Annotated in this window: 19 protein-coding genes and 1 pseudogene; 12 read left to right on the top strand and 8 right to left on the bottom strand. The window is 39.7% G+C overall.

Going from position 1 to position 15,519, the window contains the following annotated elements; translation table 11 throughout:
- Positions 1-139: 139 nt before the first annotated feature.
- Positions 140-280, top strand: coding sequence for a hypothetical protein (locus QT74_RS08515; protein ID WP_000071308.1), 141 nt, complete (start codon positions 140-142; stop codon positions 278-280).
- Between the two features lie 381 nt (positions 281-661).
- Positions 662-1,581 (top strand): annotated as a pseudogene (locus tag QT74_RS08425) (YaaW family protein).
- Between the two features lie 22 nt (positions 1,582-1,603).
- Here QT74_RS08425 and flgG read toward each other — a convergent pair.
- From flgG to pdxJ, 4 genes are all read right to left on the bottom strand, one after another.
- Positions 1,604-2,392: a flagellar basal-body rod protein FlgG gene (flgG, locus tag QT74_RS03700; protein WP_000946437.1), complete on the bottom strand. Its 789-nt coding sequence runs from the start codon at positions 2,390-2,392 to the stop codon at positions 1,604-1,606.
- A gap of 180 nt (positions 2,393-2,572) precedes the next feature.
- Positions 2,573-3,595: a tRNA (adenosine(37)-N6)-threonylcarbamoyltransferase complex transferase subunit TsaD gene (gene tsaD, locus QT74_RS03705; protein ID WP_033764731.1), complete on the bottom strand. Its 1,023-nt coding sequence runs from the start codon at positions 3,593-3,595 to the stop codon at positions 2,573-2,575.
- 63 nt (positions 3,596-3,658) lie between these two features.
- Positions 3,659-4,582, bottom strand: a complete 924-nt coding sequence (gene pdxA / locus QT74_RS03710) for a 4-hydroxythreonine-4-phosphate dehydrogenase (protein WP_033764733.1) — start codon at positions 4,580-4,582, stop codon at positions 3,659-3,661.
- A 1-nt stretch (position 4,583) separates the two neighbouring features.
- On the bottom strand, positions 4,584-5,372 hold the full coding sequence (pdxJ, locus tag QT74_RS03715) for a pyridoxine 5'-phosphate synthase (protein ID WP_033764734.1): 789 nt from the start codon (positions 5,370-5,372) through the stop codon (positions 4,584-4,586).
- A gap of 135 nt (positions 5,373-5,507) precedes the next feature.
- Here pdxJ and wecA point away from each other — a divergent pair, with 135 nt between their 5' ends.
- From wecA to QT74_RS03730, 3 genes are read left to right on the top strand one after another with little or no spacing between them, the layout of a single operon-like run.
- On the top strand, positions 5,508-6,515 hold the full coding sequence (wecA, locus tag QT74_RS03720) for an undecaprenylphosphate N-acetylglucosaminyl transferase WecA (protein WP_033764736.1): 1,008 nt from the start codon (positions 5,508-5,510) through the stop codon (positions 6,513-6,515).
- Positions 6,515-7,111: a lipid A 4'-phosphatase gene (gene lpxF / locus QT74_RS03725; protein ID WP_000734120.1), complete on the top strand. Its 597-nt coding sequence runs from the start codon at positions 6,515-6,517 to the stop codon at positions 7,109-7,111. The genes wecA and lpxF overlap by 1 nt, the downstream gene beginning before the upstream one ends.
- Before the next feature lie 9 nt (positions 7,112-7,120).
- Positions 7,121-7,555, top strand: coding sequence for a hypothetical protein (locus QT74_RS03730; protein ID WP_033764739.1), 435 nt, complete (start codon positions 7,121-7,123; stop codon positions 7,553-7,555).
- Between the two features lie 190 nt (positions 7,556-7,745).
- Here QT74_RS03730 and metI read toward each other — a convergent pair whose 3' ends face one another.
- The 4 genes from metI to ribE are packed head-to-tail and all read right to left on the bottom strand — an operon-like array spanning position 7,746 to position 10,293.
- Positions 7,746-8,393, bottom strand: a complete 648-nt coding sequence (metI, locus tag QT74_RS03735) for a methionine ABC transporter permease (protein ID WP_033764741.1) — start codon at positions 8,391-8,393, stop codon at positions 7,746-7,748.
- A gap of 1 nt (position 8,394) precedes the next feature.
- Positions 8,395-9,378 carry a methionine ABC transporter ATP-binding protein gene (locus QT74_RS03740; RefSeq protein WP_033764743.1) on the bottom strand — a complete coding sequence of 328 codons (984 nt, stop codon included), beginning with the start codon at positions 9,376-9,378 and terminating at the stop codon, positions 8,395-8,397.
- Positions 9,379-9,399: 21 nt separating this feature from the next.
- Positions 9,400-9,672, bottom strand: a complete 273-nt coding sequence (locus QT74_RS03745) for a FlhB-like flagellar biosynthesis protein (RefSeq protein ID WP_001044054.1) — start codon at positions 9,670-9,672, stop codon at positions 9,400-9,402.
- On the bottom strand, positions 9,673-10,293 hold the full coding sequence (gene ribE, locus QT74_RS03750; protein WP_033764745.1) for a riboflavin synthase: 621 nt from the start codon (positions 10,291-10,293) through the stop codon (positions 9,673-9,675).
- Between the two features lie 74 nt (positions 10,294-10,367).
- Here ribE and QT74_RS03755 point away from each other — a divergent pair, with 74 nt between their 5' ends.
- The 7 genes from QT74_RS03755 (at position 10,368) to yihA (ending at position 15,518) form a co-directional block, all read left to right on the top strand.
- Entirely contained in the window at positions 10,368-11,132 is a 765-nt protein-coding gene (locus QT74_RS03755; protein ID WP_033764747.1) for a TatD family hydrolase, read from the top strand.
- 87 nt (positions 11,133-11,219) lie between these two features.
- Entirely contained in the window at positions 11,220-12,338 is a 1,119-nt protein-coding gene (locus QT74_RS03760) for a lytic transglycosylase domain-containing protein (RefSeq protein ID WP_033764750.1), read from the top strand.
- Entirely contained in the window at positions 12,338-13,285 is a 948-nt protein-coding gene (locus QT74_RS03765; RefSeq protein WP_033764752.1) for a septal ring lytic transglycosylase RlpA family protein, read from the top strand. Before QT74_RS03760 ends, QT74_RS03765 begins: the two co-directional genes overlap by 1 nt.
- A complete protein-coding gene (locus tag QT74_RS03770) occupies positions 13,282-13,776 on the top strand; it encodes a KdsC family phosphatase (RefSeq protein ID WP_033764754.1) in 495 nt (164 codons plus the stop codon). Before QT74_RS03765 ends, QT74_RS03770 begins: the two co-directional genes overlap by 4 nt.
- A complete protein-coding gene (locus QT74_RS03775) occupies positions 13,751-14,344 on the top strand; it encodes a hypothetical protein (protein WP_033764757.1) in 594 nt (197 codons plus the stop codon). The genes QT74_RS03770 and QT74_RS03775 overlap by 26 nt, the downstream gene beginning before the upstream one ends.
- Positions 14,344-14,895 (top strand): lipopolysaccharide transport periplasmic protein LptA, encoded by a 552-nt coding sequence (gene lptA / locus QT74_RS03780; RefSeq protein WP_033764759.1) that lies wholly within the window; start codon positions 14,344-14,346, stop codon positions 14,893-14,895. The genes QT74_RS03775 and lptA overlap by 1 nt, the downstream gene beginning before the upstream one ends.
- The gene (yihA, locus tag QT74_RS03785; RefSeq protein ID WP_000560424.1) at positions 14,892-15,518 is read left to right on the top strand and encodes a ribosome biogenesis GTP-binding protein YihA/YsxC; all 627 of its coding nucleotides are present in this window, start codon (positions 14,892-14,894) and stop codon (positions 15,516-15,518) included. Before lptA ends, yihA begins: the two co-directional genes overlap by 4 nt.
- Position 15,519: the final 1 nt, after the last annotated feature.

Raw genomic sequence — 15,519 nt, forward strand, 5'->3', positions numbered from 1 at the left:
AAAAACACAGCAAGCCAGTGAAGATAAGAAGTCATTGCAAATAGAATCCATTTAAGCTTTTTTTTAGGAGAAAAGGTATAGAATGGAGACCTAGATGCGAGAACGCATCTAGTTTTTATTTTAATTTAAGGGAGACAAAATGAGTAACAGTTGCAATAATCAAAACCACAACCAAAAAGGTGATGCTAAAAATCAAAACAACGAAAGTTGTCAAAAAAATAGCCAAAACCAAGCTAATCAATGCAACGCTAACCACGAACATAAAAACGATAAAAAGTAAGGGTTAGAGGGTTAAAGGAGGGGGTTTCTTGTGCCAAAAATCAAAGTAGCGTTTCATTAAAAATTAGCCCTATCTAAAGAAAAAATCAATAATCTCCTACTTTCAAATCAGGTTTATCGTATCCAAAATGATAAGCGTATCAAAACATTTTAATTATTATCATCATTCTTTGGTTGTAAAATCAATAAAGCCCATTAGCATTTGTAACGCAATATTCATGCGCAGTTAGCGGGTGTGCTTGAGCCTTTTAGGGCGTTAAACATGATTTTAAAAAATGATGCTGTAATCACTAATCACTAATCACTAAAAAAGGGGTTTGGTGGGATTTGAGCGGGCGGTAGAAATAAAATTAAAGGGATTGCATGGCATACAAATAGCGACTTGGCATTTTTAAAGCGATTAAGCTCTAATGATTTGAAAGATTTGTTTGATGCACTTGTTTATGATGAAGATGGCGCACTAAGAATGAATGAAGAATTGACAAATTCAACAGAATATAAAAGGTGTGGTAGCGATTACGCCAAATACCCCAGAAGAATCGCTGAAGAATTGCAGCATTATGGGGGCAATACTTTTATTAATTTTTTTAGAGATGAAGGGGTCTTATACAAAGAGATTTTGTGCGATGCGTGCGATCATTTAAAGGTTAATTGCCATGAAGAATCTCCAACCTCTTTGATTGAGCAAAACATGCTTGCTAAACTCTTGAAAGATAGTTTAGAACAAATGAGTAAAAAAGATCTTGAAGAACTCTGCCATGAATTGGACATGTCAAATATTGATAAAATGATTAGCGAAAACAAACAAATCCTAATCGCATCTGTTTTAACGCTGTTTAAAGCGGGTGGCTCTCATTCTTATGCGTTGGCTGTATCTGTTGCAGATGCAATGGTAAAAAAACTCTAGGGCATGGTTTATCATCTGTGGTGGGTAAAGTCGCGCTTAAAAAAACTTTAGGCATTTTAGCTGGGCCTATTGGTTGGGTCATTACAGGCGCGTTAGTGAGCATCAATCTTGCAGGGCCGGCTTATAGGGTAACCGTTCCGGCATGCGTTTTGATCGCCGCCTTACGCAAAAAATTGAAAGCAGAACAAGAAACAAAATTAAAAGCAGAACAAGCAGAACGAGAAGCAAATAAAACTAAGAAAATGTGGTATCTGGTTATTGCTTTTTGTATTCTTATTGGTCTAGCTGTTTTAGCTGTTTTTTACATGAAAGGAAAACACCAATCAAGCAATGACCCAAGCAACAACCCAAAAAGCGGTGTTAAAGAACTTAAAAACCCTAGCCACAAGAATTAAAGAATGGCAGCAACCACTCCAATTAGCGTTTGAGGGAATTGACCGTTTGGAGCATGGCATCAGCAGTTTGAATGCTTTTAGAATTGGCTTCATAAGCCCTTTGCGCAGTGATGAGATCCGTCATTTCTTCTACCAATCTCACATTACTAAGCTCCAAAAAGCCTTGCCTTAATTTGCCTAAACCTTGAGAATCAGGATTGCCCACAATCGCATCGCCGCTAGCGTTGGTGATTGAAAACAAATTGTCCCCCATAGAATGGAGTCCCGCCGGGTTGACAAAATTAGCCAGAGTGATTTGCCCGATCACATTAGAGGTCGTTTGCAAGCCTTGAGTCACGCTCACCGTGCCATCCACACCGATGTTTACTTGCGTGGTGTCTTCAGGCAAAGTGATTTGAGGAATGAGAAGATAGCCTTCGCTCGTTACAAGATTGCCCTGTTCGTCTAACTTGAAATTACCGCTCCTTGTATAAGCGGTGGTGCCATCAGGAAGCTGGACTTGAAAAAAGCCTTTACCTGTAATGGCGACATCTAAATTATTCTCCGTTTCTTTAGGACTGCCTTGCGAAAACATTTTAGTAATCGCACTAGGACGCACGCCTAAGCCCACTTCCATGCCATCTGGCGATAAGGTCGTGTTGCTGGTGTTAGTGCCAGCGTATTGCATCGCTTGGTAAAACAAGTCGTTAAAATCCGCACGAGATTTTTTAAATCCGGTGGTATTGACATTGGCGATATTGTTTGAAGTGGTGTCAATATGCGTTTGTTGGGCGAGCATCCCTGAAGTGGCGCTATAGAGAGAGCGGAGCATGATTTTCCCTTTAAACTAAAACTTAACAGCCTAGAATTATAACCAAAAATAAGATTAAATTTGACTAAAACGTGCTTTTTTAACACCCTCTTTTTTAAGCTCTTGCCTCAAAATAACCGATACTTGACACTATTGATAAATTTTAAGGCGTTTTATCATGCGCTTTCTTTTTGTATCCATTCACTCAAAACTTTTTAACAGCGTTCTTGGCGAAATGTTAGCCTTTTCTAAAGGGACAAAGTGCTTTTTTTGATACGCTTCTAGGCTGGATCGCCCTATCATGGCGGCATTGTCGCTGCAAAATTCTAAAGGGGCTAAAACAAGCTTGCAATCAAACGCATCGCACAAGTTTTCAAACGCCTTTCTTAAAGCAAGATTCTGGCTCGCTCCTCCCACAATGCCAAAAATTTTAGGGCGTTTGGTTTTAAAATAGCGTTTAGTCTGCTGGATTAAATGCTCAATAGCCGCGCTTTGAAAATGATAGCCAATCTTTTGTTTGATCGCTTCATTCAAATTATGGGCGTTTTTTTCAACCTCCAAACGCACCGCATTCTTTAAACCTGAAAAACTAAAAGCCAGATTCGGGCTGTTTTTTAAAGGGATAGGGAACATTAAAGGCTCGTTTGGGTGCGCATAATCAAGGGCTAATTTTTCCACTATGGGACCTCCTGGATAGCCCAAATCAAGCATTTTAGAAACCTTATCAAAACTCTCCCCAAAGCTATCGTCCAAACTCGTGGCAACGATTTTAATGTCTTCATAATCTCTAGCCTCTAAAATCAAAGAATGCCCCCCAGAGACTAAGAGCACGCTTAAAGGCATGCAGGTTTGTTTTTCATTGATAAAGAGCGAATACACATGCCCTCTCAAATGATCTTCTAAGATCAAGGGTAAATTCAAAGACAAGCTCAAGGCTTTCGCCATCATCAAACCTTCTATTAAGGTAACGCTCAAACCTGGCTGATTAGTAATAGCGATGGCTTTGAGCTTGGAAAAATCCTTATTCAAGCTTATTTTAATGCGTTCTAATAAGAGCGGCAAATTCTCAGCATGCAAGCGCGATGCAAGCTCAGGCACAACGCCCCCATAAGAGCTGTGGTGCTTTTCTTGAGAGATTTTAAAATGAGCGATGAGTTTGGCGTCCTCTATTCTTGTAAGGGCTAAAGAGCTGTCATCGCAAGAACTTTCAATGCTTAAAATCATGTCTTTATCTTTGGGTGGTGTTTTTGCTTGAATTATACTTTGTTGGCTTGTATTTTAAAATCTTTAAGCCAAATATTTGATCGCGTTCAAATAGCTTTTGTTGTTCGCTTTGTTTTGATAAGCAATGTCAAACGCCGTGCCGTGGTCGGTGGAGGTGCGCAAAATGGGAGCGTTCAAACTCACATTGATGCTTTCATCAAAATAGAGCGCTTTTAAAGGGGCTAGCCCCACATCATGGCTCATGCTCACATAAAATGGGGTTATTTTTCGTTTATTGGGGGCAAAAGCGCTATCAGCCGGCAGTGGCCCTAAAAAGCATTCAAAACCCAGCGTTTGGTTGCTCTTTTGAATGGCTTTTAAAATCTTTTCATCTTCTTTTCCAAACAATCCCTCTTCGCCCGCATGGGGGTTAAAGCCACACACTTGAACGATTTGAGCTTGAGTGCTTTTTTGAAACGCTAATAAAAACTTAACTAACGCCTCTACTTGAATGAGTTGAGAAACCGCCCCTAAAGGCACATGGTCGCTAAATAGCCCCACAAAGAGTTTTGAACACCCAAGCATCATGATGATTTGGCGCTCTTTATAGCGTTGTTTTAAAAAATCGGTATGCCCCACAAAAGGGATTTGAGCTTGTTGCCATGCGAGTTTGTTGATAGGCAAAGTGCAAATGCCATCCACTTCTTTACTATCCGCTAACTCGCAAGCCTTTTTAAAACTCTCAAAACTATACGCCCCGCTTTGAGCGCTGACTTTGCCTATCGTGCTAGAGTTCAATAAGGGTAAGGGGGAATCAATAGCGATCGCATTAAGCGTTTTAGTTTCATAAGCGTTATGAAGCAATTGGTTGGCCCGCTCTAAAAGTTCGCCATCAATGAGATACAACGGCTCACAAATCGTGCTCACTTCCTTATGGCTTTTTAAAATCAACTCTAAGCCTACGCCTTGAATGTCCCCGCAACTGATCGCAATTTTCTTTTTAGCCATTTTATCGCTTAATGAGTTGTGCCATTTCTAAAATCGCTTTTTCTAAGCCCACTAGAACCGCTTTTGAAATCACGCTATGACCGATATTAAGCTCTCTTAAAGAAGGGATTTTTAACAATTCTTTCACATTAGAGTAATTTAACCCATGCCCAGCGCATGCCACAATACCCATAAAAAACGCTTCTTTACTCATCTTCCTTAATTGCAAAAAGGCGTTGTGCAATTCCTCTTTCAACTCTTTAGGGCTTTTTTCTTTGAGCGCACTAATGGCATGGATTTGATTGTTAGCGTTAGAATACAAAGCGTTGTGCAAATTCGCATACACGCCGGTGTGAAACTCCACTTGTTTGACTTGATGCTCTCTTGCAAAATGCAAAGCGTCTTTTAAGGGGTCAATAAACAAAGACACTTCAATGCCTTTATTGTGATACGCTCTAATAACCTCTCCTAGACCCTTTAGTGAGCAATCCAATCCCCCCTCTGTCGTAACCTCATTTCTGTTTTCAGGCACGATTGTAACCTTACTCGGCTTATTTTTTAAAGAACATAAAAAATCAGTGATTTCAGCATTAATAGAGCATTCAATGTTGATAGGCAAGGGGCTTATTTCAAGCAGCCTCAAAACATCTTCATTTTGAATGTGCCGTCTGTCTTCTCTTAAATGAATGGTGATTAAATCCACTTTATGGGTGTTTTTAGCGATGAATAAAGCTTCTAAAATCTCAGGCTCGTAAGTCTTTCTTATCTCTCTTAAAGTAACAATGTGATCAATATTCAATCCAAAACGCATGACTATCCTTTATTTTATAATAATGATTTTTGGAATTGTAACATAAAACCCACCTCTTATACCTATAAGATTTTATCATCAAGCTATCTTTTGCTATAATACCCAAAACAAAATGCCAATTAAATCCAATAAAAAGTGTTGTGGGTGCTATATTTTTTAACCAGTTTATTTATTTGCTCTTTGATTATTTTGTGGTCTAAAAAATCCATGCTCTTTGTGGATAACGCTAATAAAATCCAAGGCTTTCATCATGCAAGAACCCCACGAGCTGGGGGGCTTGGGATCTTTCTTTCTTTTGTGTTAGCTTATCTTTTTGAGTCTTTTGAAGCGCCTTTTAAGGGGTTTTTTGTTTTCTTAGGGCTATCGCTAGTGTTTTTAAGCGGTTTTTTAGAAGACATTAACCTTTCATTAAGCCCCAAAATACGCCTTATTTTGCAAGCCGTAGGGGTTGTTTGCATCATCTCATCAACGCCTTTAGTGGTGAGCGATTTTTCGCCCCTTTTTAGCTTGCCTTATTTTATCGCTTTTTTATTCGCAATTTTTATGCTAGTGGGCATCAGTAACGCTATTAATATCATTGATGGGTTTAACGGGCTGGCATCAGGGATTTGTGCGATTGCACTTTTAGTCATCCATTATATAGAGCCTAGCAGTTTGGCGTGCCTCTTAGCTTACATGGTGCTTGGGTTTATGGTGTTAAATTTCCCTTTAGGAAAGATTTTTTTAGGCGATGGGGGGGCGTATTTTTTGGGTTTGGTGTGCGGGATTTCCCTTTTACATTTGAGTTTGGAGCAAAAAATCAGCGTGTTTTTTGGGCTCAATTTAATGCTTTATCCGGTCATAGAGGTGCTTTTTAGTATCCTTAGGCGCAAAATAAAACGCCAAAAAGCCACCATGCCAGATAACTTGCATTTGCACACCCTTTTATTTAAATTCTTGCAACAACGCTCTTTCAATTACCCCAACCCTTTATGCGCGTTTATCCTTATTCTATGCAACCTGCCTTTTATTTTAATCAGCGTCTTATTCCGCTTGGACGCTTATGCGCTCATTGCCATTAGCCTGGTCTTTATCGCATGCTATTTAATGGGCTATGCTTATTTGAACAAGAAAGTTTGCGCTTTAGAAAAGCGAGCGTTTTAATGAAAAAGCTCAAAGGTCTTTTTTTGATCCTGCTCTTATGGGTCTATCCTTTAAGGAGTGAGCCGATCAATGAGGGGGCATACATTTTAGAAGAGATTGGCGATGTACTTAGGTTTTTGCCTATTTTTGTCGGAACGGTCAGTTTGGCGATGCGCGATTATAGAGGTTTAGGGGAATTAGCGGTCGGCACATTGGTTACTCAAGGCGTGATTTATGGCCTTAAAGGAGCTTTTAGCAACGCCCATAAAGATGGGGCTAGAGTGGAATTTGCTAAACGCCCATGCTGTAATTCCTGGAGAGGCATGCCAAGCGGGCATGCTGGGGGGGTGTTTAGCGCGGCTGGGTTTGTGTATTACCGCTACGGGTGGAAACCAGCTCTTCCTGTGATCGCTCTTGCAATCCTCACTGACGCTAGCAGAGTGGTGGCAAGACAACACACGATCTTGCAAGTTACGATTGGCAGCCTTATCGCATGGGGGTTTGCCTATTTATTCACTTCACGCTACAAACCTAAGCAATGGATGCTCTATCCTGAAATTTCTAGCGATTTTAAGGGCAGTAGCCGCTATGGGGTGAGCTTTTCTTATCGATGGTAAAGGGATAAAGTGCTAAAAAAATTATTGCTCATTGCGCTCTTTTTAGGGTTTTTAAAAGCAGAGGGCGAACATTATGAAATCATCGTTGAGTTTTCAAAGGCTTTTTTGAAAGCCAAAGACGCTTTTATTGCGATCGATAAAACCTATAAAACTTGTGTAGAAACCGGGCATGATCGCACCCAAATACGCCTCCAAAGCGCTTTTTTAGAGAACTTGTCTCAAACAGAACAGCAATTTGATGATTATTTTGAGAAGGATTTTAAAAGCGTAGAAGTTTTAAAAACCTTGCTTAAAGACATCCGATCGTTAGAAAAAGCTTCCAACAAGCTTGCATGCGTTGCCCCAAAAAACGCTAAAAATTTTGAAATTTTAGAGGGAGCGATAACGCAAATCATAGGATTAGAAGAGCAGATGGATAAATTTATCAATGGCCATTCAAAATAAAGCCCATTGTTGCATGAGAATTTAATGGAATATTCATCGTAAAAAGCTCTAATTCAGTTTGAATGATAACCTTTTAAAGCGTTCTTAGAGAATTGAGTTTCGCCACAAACAAAGCTTAGCGATCCTATTTAAAAAGCCAAAGCGTATTAAAGTTGGCTTTGAATATTCGTATTTGATGAGAGCCAAATCCCTAATACTTATGCTTTCTTAGGCGTTTCACCACATAATCCCCTGTGCTTTGAATGATTTGCACTAAAACAATGATCACGACCACCGCATAAAAAAGCACATCGCCCCTATAACTTTGATAGCCAATCCTAATGGCTAAATCCCCCAAGCCCCCAGCCCCTAACGCTCCCGCCATAGCCGAATAGCCTATTAAAGAAATTAAGGTGATGGTGATATTATTCGCTAAAGAGGGCAGGCTCTCTAAAAGCATCATTTTAATGACTTCCAAATGAGACGCTCCCAAACTTAAAGTGGTTTCAATCTTGCCATGCTCTACTTCCATTAAAGAATTTTCAAAAAGCTTTGCGACAAAAGGAATGGCTGAAATGGCTAGCGGAATAATGCTCGCACTAGAGCCAATGCTCGTGCCAATCAAAAAGCGCGATAAAGGCAGGAGCAAAATAATCAAAATGATAAAAGGGAAAGAGCGAGTCATGTTGATAGAAGTGTCTAAAATTTTATGCAAAAGGGGTTTGTTTAACAAATGCCCTTTTTTACTCACTAACAATAAAACTCCCAAAGGCAAGCCAAAAACAACCGCCAAAAAGCTCGCCACAAACACCATATAAAGCGTTTCTAGCGTGGCTTGAATGAGCATTTGAGAAATCATTTTAATCCTTTAATTTTTCCACTTGTAAGCCTAAAGCGTTTAAATACTCTAAAGCCCTTTGAATCTCTGTAACATTGCCTAAAAACCGCACCACTAAATACCCTATATCTTTAGTCGTAAGCTCTTCAATGTTGCCTGAAATGATGCTCACGTCTATTTTAAAACGCCTGATCAAATTAGAAATGATCGGCTCGTCTAAATGCTCCCCTAAAAACACGATGCGATAAATGTCTTGCGATTTTTGATCCCCATGCTCGTTTTTGATGCCAAGCAATTCTTTAGTAACGGCATGTTTAGGGTTGGCAAAAATTTCTTCTACCGAGCCTCTTTCCACGATTTCGCCGCTGCTGATCACGCACATTTGATTGCACAATTCTTTAACCACTTCAATCTGGTGTGTGATGAAAACGACGCTCAAATTGAGTTTTTTTTGAATGCCGCTTAAAAGCGTTAAAATAGAATGCGTGGTTTTAGAATCCAAAGCGGATGTGGCTTCATCGCAAAGCAACAAATCAGGACAATTCGCTAAACTCCTAGCGATCGCCACTCGTTGTTTTTGCCCACCGCTGAGCTGTTTAGGATAAAAATGCATTTTATCTTCTAACCCCACTAATTCCAACAATTCATGCACCCTTGATTTAATCTTAGTTTTTTCCCATCGGGCGATTTCTAGAGCGAAAGCGACGTTTTCAAACACGTTTTTAGCGCTCAATAAATTGAAATGCTGGAAAATCATGCCTATTTTTTGGCGCGCTTGTTGCAATTCTTTAGGCTTTAAGTTTAATAGATTGACCCCATTGACTAAAACTTCGCCAGAACTGGGGCGTTCCAAACAATTAATCAAGCGAATGAGCGTGGATTTCCCCGCCCCTGAATAGCCTATCACGCCCAAAATATCGCCTTTTTTCAATTCCAAATTCACGCCTTTTAGAGCATGGAATCCGTTTTCATAAATCTTTTCAATGTTCTTTAATTCCACTACCATCGTTTTAACTTTACATCCCAATCACTTGGACATTTGCGCGTTATTTTCCACGCTATTGAGCCATAAAAACACTTGCACCACGCTTTCATACAATTCTTCAGGTATCGTGCAGTCTAATTCCACCTTTAAAAGCGAATCCACTAGCATGGGGTTAGAAAAGAGCGCTATATCGTATTCCTTAGCTTTTTGAATGATCCTTTTAGCCACTTCGCCCACCCCGCTTGCGATCACTTTTGGGGCATGATCTTGCCCCATGTTATAGGCTAGAGCGGCGGCTTTTATGGTTTTATTCATCTAATACCCTAAAGTCAAAGAATCGGCGTCATTCCAAGAGAAATTTTTTTCAAACCCTTTTGTTTTTTTCAAAATAGACGCAACGCTACGAACCAACATGTCCGTTTCAATATTCACGCGCCGTTTGAGTTTATAAGTCTTAAAAAGGGTGTTTTCTAAAGTGTAAGGGATAATCGTTAGCCAAAACCCCTTTTCTTCTACCTTGCTTAAAGTCAAACTCACCCCATCAATCGCAATAGAGCCTTGCTCAACGCACAACAAAAGCGTTTCTTTAGAAGCGCTGATGAAAAAATCCACTTGATTAGCGTTGTGAATGATTTTTTCAATGACTCCGATAGCGTCAATATGCCCTTGCACAAAATGCCCATCCAAACTCGCATCGGCTTTTAAGGCTGGCTCAATATGGACTAAATCCTTGTAATTTTCTAACGCTACGCTGTTTTGGGTTTTTTGGCTCAATTCCACGCTAAAATGCGTTTTTGAGCTTTCTATGGCGGTCAAACACGCCCCATTAATCGCAATGCTGTCGCCAAGCTTAGGATTGAGATCGCTCTCTATGCTTAAAATATTGTTGTGGAAACTCTTCACTTTAGCTATTTTATGGATTAACCCGCTAAACATAATTGATTGTTATTCTCCTTATGTTAGAATGTTTGACTATTGTAACATACTAAATAAAACCACAGGATAGAAGCATGTTTATTGATACGCATTGCCATTTGGATCACAGGGATTATGAAAACGATTTAGAAGAAGTGTTAAAAGAAAGCCTAGAAAAAGGCGTTACTCAATGCGTGATTCCGGGCGCGGACATGAAGGATCTGAATAGAGCAATAGAAATTAGCGAAAAATTTGAAGGCGTGTTTTTTGCTATAGGCGCTCACCCTTATGATGTGGAGAGTTTTGATGAAAGCCTGTTTGAAAAATTTGTCAGTCATCAAAAATGCGTGGCGATAGGCGAATGCGGGCTGGATTACTACCGCTTGCCTGAATTAAGCGAAAGAGAAAATTATAAAAGCAAACAAAAAGAAATCTTTACCAAACAGATTGAATTTTCTATCCAACACAACAAGCCCTTGATTATCCATATTAGAGAGGCGAGTTTTGATAGTTTGAATCTTTTAAAAAGCTATCCTAAAGCTTTTGGGGTGTTGCATTGCTTTAACGCTGATAGCATGCTTTTGGAACTGAGCGATCGTTTTTATTATGGGATAGGAGGGGTTAGCACTTTTAAAAACGCTAAAAGATTGGTAGAGATCCTCCCTAAAATCCCTAAAAACAGGCTTCTTTTAGAAACGGATTCGCCTTATTTGACCCCACACCCTTTTAGAGGTACTAGGAATAGCCCTACTTATATCCCTTTAATCGCTCAAAAAATTGCCGAAATCATCAACATAGAGACTGAAGAGCTCGCTTCTTTAAGCACGCATAACGCTCACACGCTCTTTGGTTTCCCCTAAAATTAGGGCTTGTTAGAAAGCGTTATTCAAGTTTAGCTATAATCAAGGCTATTTTAAAAGCTGAATAGCTATAGTTATTAGGATGCGATGCCAAAAAGAATGAAGTGTTTTAGTCAAAAATGGTTGGTTTTTTTTGTTACCCTTTTATTGGCCTCTTTAGGCCATGCGAAAATGGCTTTTGAATCTAATATTGACACCAAAGCGCTAGAGGCTTTTGGGGTTAATGCGAGCTTTTTATCCCAAATGCCAAACGCTTTAAAGAAAATGAATGAAGAAGAAGAATGGAAAAGACTTGTCAAAAGATTTGATGTGAATTACCAGTTCATCCCTATCATTAAAAACATGCTCATAGAAGCGAGCGTGCCGCAAGAATTTTTGTTTTTAGCCATGGCAGAATCTAAGTTTTCATCAAGGGCTTATAGCAGGAAAAAAGCAGTGGGGATTTGGCAATTCATGCCAAGCACGGCTAAAGAATTAGGGCTTAAGGTCAATCATTACATTGATGAAAGAAGAGATCCCATTAAAAGCACTCAAGCGGCGATCACTTATTTGAAACGGCTCTACAAGCAAACCGGAGAGTGGTATTTGGTCGCTATGGCGTATAATTACGGCTTACGCAAGGTTCAAAACGCTATTAAAGCCGCCGGCACTTCAGACATTAAGATTTTGTTGGATGAAGATAAGAAATACCTCCCTAAAGAAACACGAGAGTATATCCGCTCCATTCTAAGCCTGGCGTTGAAATTCAACAGCCTAGACAACCTCAAAGACAAAGAATATCTGCTCAATCGTGGGGCGAGAGTGAGTTTGGTGGGCGTTCCGTTTAAAAGGCACACTTCTTTAATCCAAGTGGCCAAAAATTTAAACTTGAGTTTAGAGACCTTAAAATCCTACAACCACCAATTCCGTTATAACATTCTGCCTTCTAAAGACCCCACTTATACCATTTATATCCCTTATGAAAAACTCGCCCTTTTCAAACAACGCCAACTCAAACAAAATAAAAACATTCAAGCTAGTTCTAAAAGCCCTTTCATCACCCATGTGGTCTTGCCTAAAGAAACCCTATCTTCTATCGCTAAACGCTATCAAGTCAGTATTTCCAGTATCCAATTAGCCAATAACCTCAAAGATTCTAATATCTTTATCCACCAACGCTTGATCATCCCTACCAATAAGAAATTGATCGCTACAAGGGAATTTTAATGGGTTTGGCGTTAAAAAAAGTTTGTTTTTTAGGCGTTATTTTTTTGATTAGTGCTTGTGCGGTTAAAAAAGAGGGGGTCAAGAATTTGTCTTATAAGCATGAAAGCTTGCGCGCTTATGAAAACGCTAAAGACTATGATCCGACAACCAAAAAAGCCACCTATAAGCGCAATTTTTTTGAACGCCATTTCAAACACCACTCCGATTCGCAAGATAGCAACACAAAAGATCGGCCACTAGATAACGGCATGCGCGATTCTAGCGCGATCCAAAGAGCCACCATGCGCCCTTATCAAGTGGGAGGCAAGTGGTATTACCCCACTAAAGTGGATTTAGGCGAAAAATTTGATGGCGTTGCGAGCTGGTATGGCCCCAATTTCCATGCCAAAAAAACCAGTAATGGGGAAATTTATAACATGTATGCCCACACCGCTGCGCACAAGACTTTACCCATGAACACCGTGGTGAAAGTCATCAATGTTGATAATAACTTAAGCACCATTGTGCGCATTAATGATAGAGGGCCTTTTGTGAGCGATCGCATCATTGATTTGTCTAATGCGGCCGCTAGGGATATTGACATGGTTAAAAAAGGCACGGCTAGCGTGCGTCTTATTGTTTTGGGTTTTGGTGGGGTTATCTCCAAGCAATACGAACAATCCTTTAACGCTAACTCTTCAAAGATCTTGCACAAGGAATTTAAAGTCGGCGAGAGCGAAAAAAGCGTGAGCGGAGGGAAATTTTCTTTGCAAATGGGGGCTTTTAGAAACCAAATAGGCGCTCAAACTTTAGCGGATAAATTGCAAGCAGAAAATCCAAATTACAGCGTTAAGGTTGCTTTTAAAGACGATTTGTATAAAGTTTTAGTTCAAGGGTTTCAAAGCGAAGAAGAGGCTAGGGATTTTATGAAAAAATATAATCAGAATGCGGTTTTAACGAGAGAATGATTAAGTTATTGCTTTTAGATGTGGATGGCACGCTCACAGACGGGTCGTTGTATTTTGATGAAAATTTTCACGAAATGAAGGCTTTTAATGTCAAAGACGGGCTTGGCATGACGCTATGGCAAAAATTAGGCAAAAAAATCGCTATCATTACAGGAAGAACTTCAATCATGGTGAAAAAACGCATGGAGAGTTTGGGCGTTCAGTTTGTTTTTATGGGCGTTGAAAATAAAAGCGTGGTTGTGGAGCGGCTCAAAAAAGACTTGCAATTGAGTGCACAAGAAATCGCATGCGTAGGCGATGATTATAACGATTTAGGCATGTTTAAGGCATGCGCTTGGAGTTTCGCTCCTTTTGATGCACACCCCTTGCTTAAAAGCAAAGCTTATAAAGTGTTGCAAAATTCAGGGGGCAAGGGGGCTGTTAGGGAAGCGATTGATTATCTTTTAACATTAGAAGGCTTGCAAGATGAAGCGCTCAAGCTTTACCTCTAATAGCGTTTTAAACTTTTTTGTGGTTTTGTCTTTCATCACAGTAGGGCTAGTCTTTTTCTTTTTGCGTTCCCAACCCACTAGCGTGGTCTCTAAAGAAAATATCCCTAAAATTGAATTAGAAAATTTTAAAGCGTTTCAAATCAACGATAAAATCCTTGATCTTTCCATAGAAGGCAAAAAAGCCTTGCAATACGATGATTACGAAATCTTTTTTGATTCTAAAATCAGCCGTTATGATGAAGACACCATTGAAAGCGTTGAGTCTCCTAAAGCCAAGCGGCAGCAGGATTTGTATTTCTTCCCTAATGGGGTTACTTATAAAAGAAGCGACGATTCTAGTTTTTGGAGTGAAACAGGGATTTACAACCATAAAGAGCAAAATTTTAAAGGCAAGGGCCGTTTCATCCTCACTTCAAAAGATAGCAAGATTGAAGGGCTTGACATTTCTTATTCGCATGCTTTAGCCGTTATTGAAGCTCAAAGCATTCAGGCGCATTTATTTTTAGATGAAATCAAACAAAGCCAGAAAGAAAAGAAAAAATTCCCCACTTTCAAAGGAGGTTTTTAATGCGTTGGTGGTGTTTTTTGGTGTGTTGTTTTGGTATTTTAAGCGTGATGAGCGCTCAAAAAACAGACAATAAAGGTTTGAAAAAAGAAAGAGAGCTTTTAGAGATTACCGGCAACCAATTTGTAGCGAACGACAAAACCAAAACCGCCGTTATTCAAGGCAATGTGCAGATCAAAAAGGGTAAAGACCGGTTGTTTGCGGATAAGGTGAGTGTGTTTTTAAACGATAAACGAAAGCCAGAGTGCTATGAAGCCACAGGGAACACGCATTTTAACATCTTTACAGAGGATAATCGTGAAATCAGCGGGAGCGCTGACAAGCTCATTTATAACGCGCTGAATGGGGAATACAAATTATTGCAAAATGCGGTGGTTAGAGAAGTGGGGAAATCTAATGTCATCACCGGTGATGAAATCATTTTAAACAAAACTAAGGGTTATGCTGATGTGTTGGGGAGCGCGAAACGGCCCGCTAAATTCGTGTTTGATATGGAAGATATTAATGAAGAAAATCGTAAGGCTAAATTGAAGAAGAAAGGCGAAAAACCATGATCGCCATTAAAGACGCTCATTTTCTCACTTCTTCTAGCCAACTTTTTCAATGCCCTGCGAGCTTGACTTCTGAAATGGTCATTTTAGGGCGTAGCAATGTAGGCAAAAGCACCTTTATTAATACTTTGTTAGGGAAAAATCTCGCCAAAAGTTCAGCAACGCCTGGAAAAACCCGTTTAGCGAATTTTTTTTCCACCACTTGGGAAGATAAAGAAAACGCCTTAACGACCACTTTTAATGTGATTGATTTGCCCGGGTTTGGTTACGCTAAAGTTTCCAAAAGCTTGAAAAAAGAATGGGAGGGGTTTTTATGGGAATTGTTGAGCGTTAGGACTTCTATCAAACTTTTTATCCACTTGGTGGATGCGCGCCACTTGGATTTAGAAATTGATAAAAACGCTAAAGAAAACATTCAAGCCCTTTTAAGGCCCGATCAAGCCTACCTTTCTCTTTTTACGAAATTTGACAAATTGAATAAAAATGAGCAACACCGCCTTTTTTTAAACGCTCCTAAACCTTTTTTAATCAATACCACCCATTTTAACGCTCTTTCTTCAAAATACCCAACCCTTGAAATAGTGCGCCAAACCCTTTTGAAATACTTGCTCACTAACCCTTTATAGG

It is taken from the genome of Helicobacter pylori SA213A (assembly GCF_000476275.1).
Lineage (GTDB): Bacteria > Campylobacterota > Campylobacteria > Campylobacterales > Helicobacteraceae > Helicobacter > Helicobacter pylori_CL.

Excerpts from the sequence above, each read along its gene's own strand:
- QT74_RS03775 (WP_033764757.1), top strand. The coding sequence starts at position 13,751 with ATGAAGCGCTCAAGCTTTACCTCTAATAGCGTTTTAAACTTTTTTGTG.
- tsaD (WP_033764731.1), bottom strand. The coding sequence starts at position 3,595 with ATGATTTTAAGCATTGAAAGTTCTTGCGATGACAGCTCTTTAGCCCTT.
- pdxJ (WP_033764734.1), bottom strand. The coding sequence starts at position 5,372 with ATGCGTTTTGGATTGAATATTGATCACATTGTTACTTTAAGAGAGATA.
- QT74_RS08515 (WP_000071308.1), top strand. The coding sequence starts at position 140 with ATGAGTAACAGTTGCAATAATCAAAACCACAACCAAAAAGGTGATGCT.
- QT74_RS03745 (WP_001044054.1), bottom strand. The coding sequence starts at position 9,672 with ATGAATAAAACCATAAAAGCCGCCGCTCTAGCCTATAACATGGGGCAA.
- QT74_RS03760 (WP_033764750.1), top strand. The coding sequence starts at position 11,220 with ATGCCAAAAAGAATGAAGTGTTTTAGTCAAAAATGGTTGGTTTTTTTT.
- lptA (WP_033764759.1), top strand. The coding sequence starts at position 14,344 with ATGCGTTGGTGGTGTTTTTTGGTGTGTTGTTTTGGTATTTTAAGCGTG.
- QT74_RS03770 (WP_033764754.1), top strand. The coding sequence starts at position 13,282 with ATGATTAAGTTATTGCTTTTAGATGTGGATGGCACGCTCACAGACGGG.
- QT74_RS03765 (WP_033764752.1), top strand. The coding sequence starts at position 12,338 with ATGGGTTTGGCGTTAAAAAAAGTTTGTTTTTTAGGCGTTATTTTTTTG.
- yihA (WP_000560424.1), top strand. The coding sequence starts at position 14,892 with ATGATCGCCATTAAAGACGCTCATTTTCTCACTTCTTCTAGCCAACTT.
- QT74_RS03740 (WP_033764743.1), bottom strand. The coding sequence starts at position 9,378 with ATGGTAGTGGAATTAAAGAACATTGAAAAGATTTATGAAAACGGATTC.
- metI (WP_033764741.1), bottom strand. The coding sequence starts at position 8,393 with ATGATTTCTCAAATGCTCATTCAAGCCACGCTAGAAACGCTTTATATG.
- pdxA (WP_033764733.1), bottom strand. The coding sequence starts at position 4,582 with ATGGCTAAAAAGAAAATTGCGATCAGTTGCGGGGACATTCAAGGCGTA.
- flgG (WP_000946437.1), bottom strand. The coding sequence starts at position 2,392 with ATGCTCCGCTCTCTCTATAGCGCCACTTCAGGGATGCTCGCCCAACAA.
- lpxF (WP_000734120.1), top strand. The coding sequence starts at position 6,515 with ATGAAAAAGCTCAAAGGTCTTTTTTTGATCCTGCTCTTATGGGTCTAT.
- QT74_RS03755 (WP_033764747.1), top strand. The coding sequence starts at position 10,368 with ATGTTTATTGATACGCATTGCCATTTGGATCACAGGGATTATGAAAAC.
- ribE (WP_033764745.1), bottom strand. The coding sequence starts at position 10,293 with ATGTTTAGCGGGTTAATCCATAAAATAGCTAAAGTGAAGAGTTTCCAC.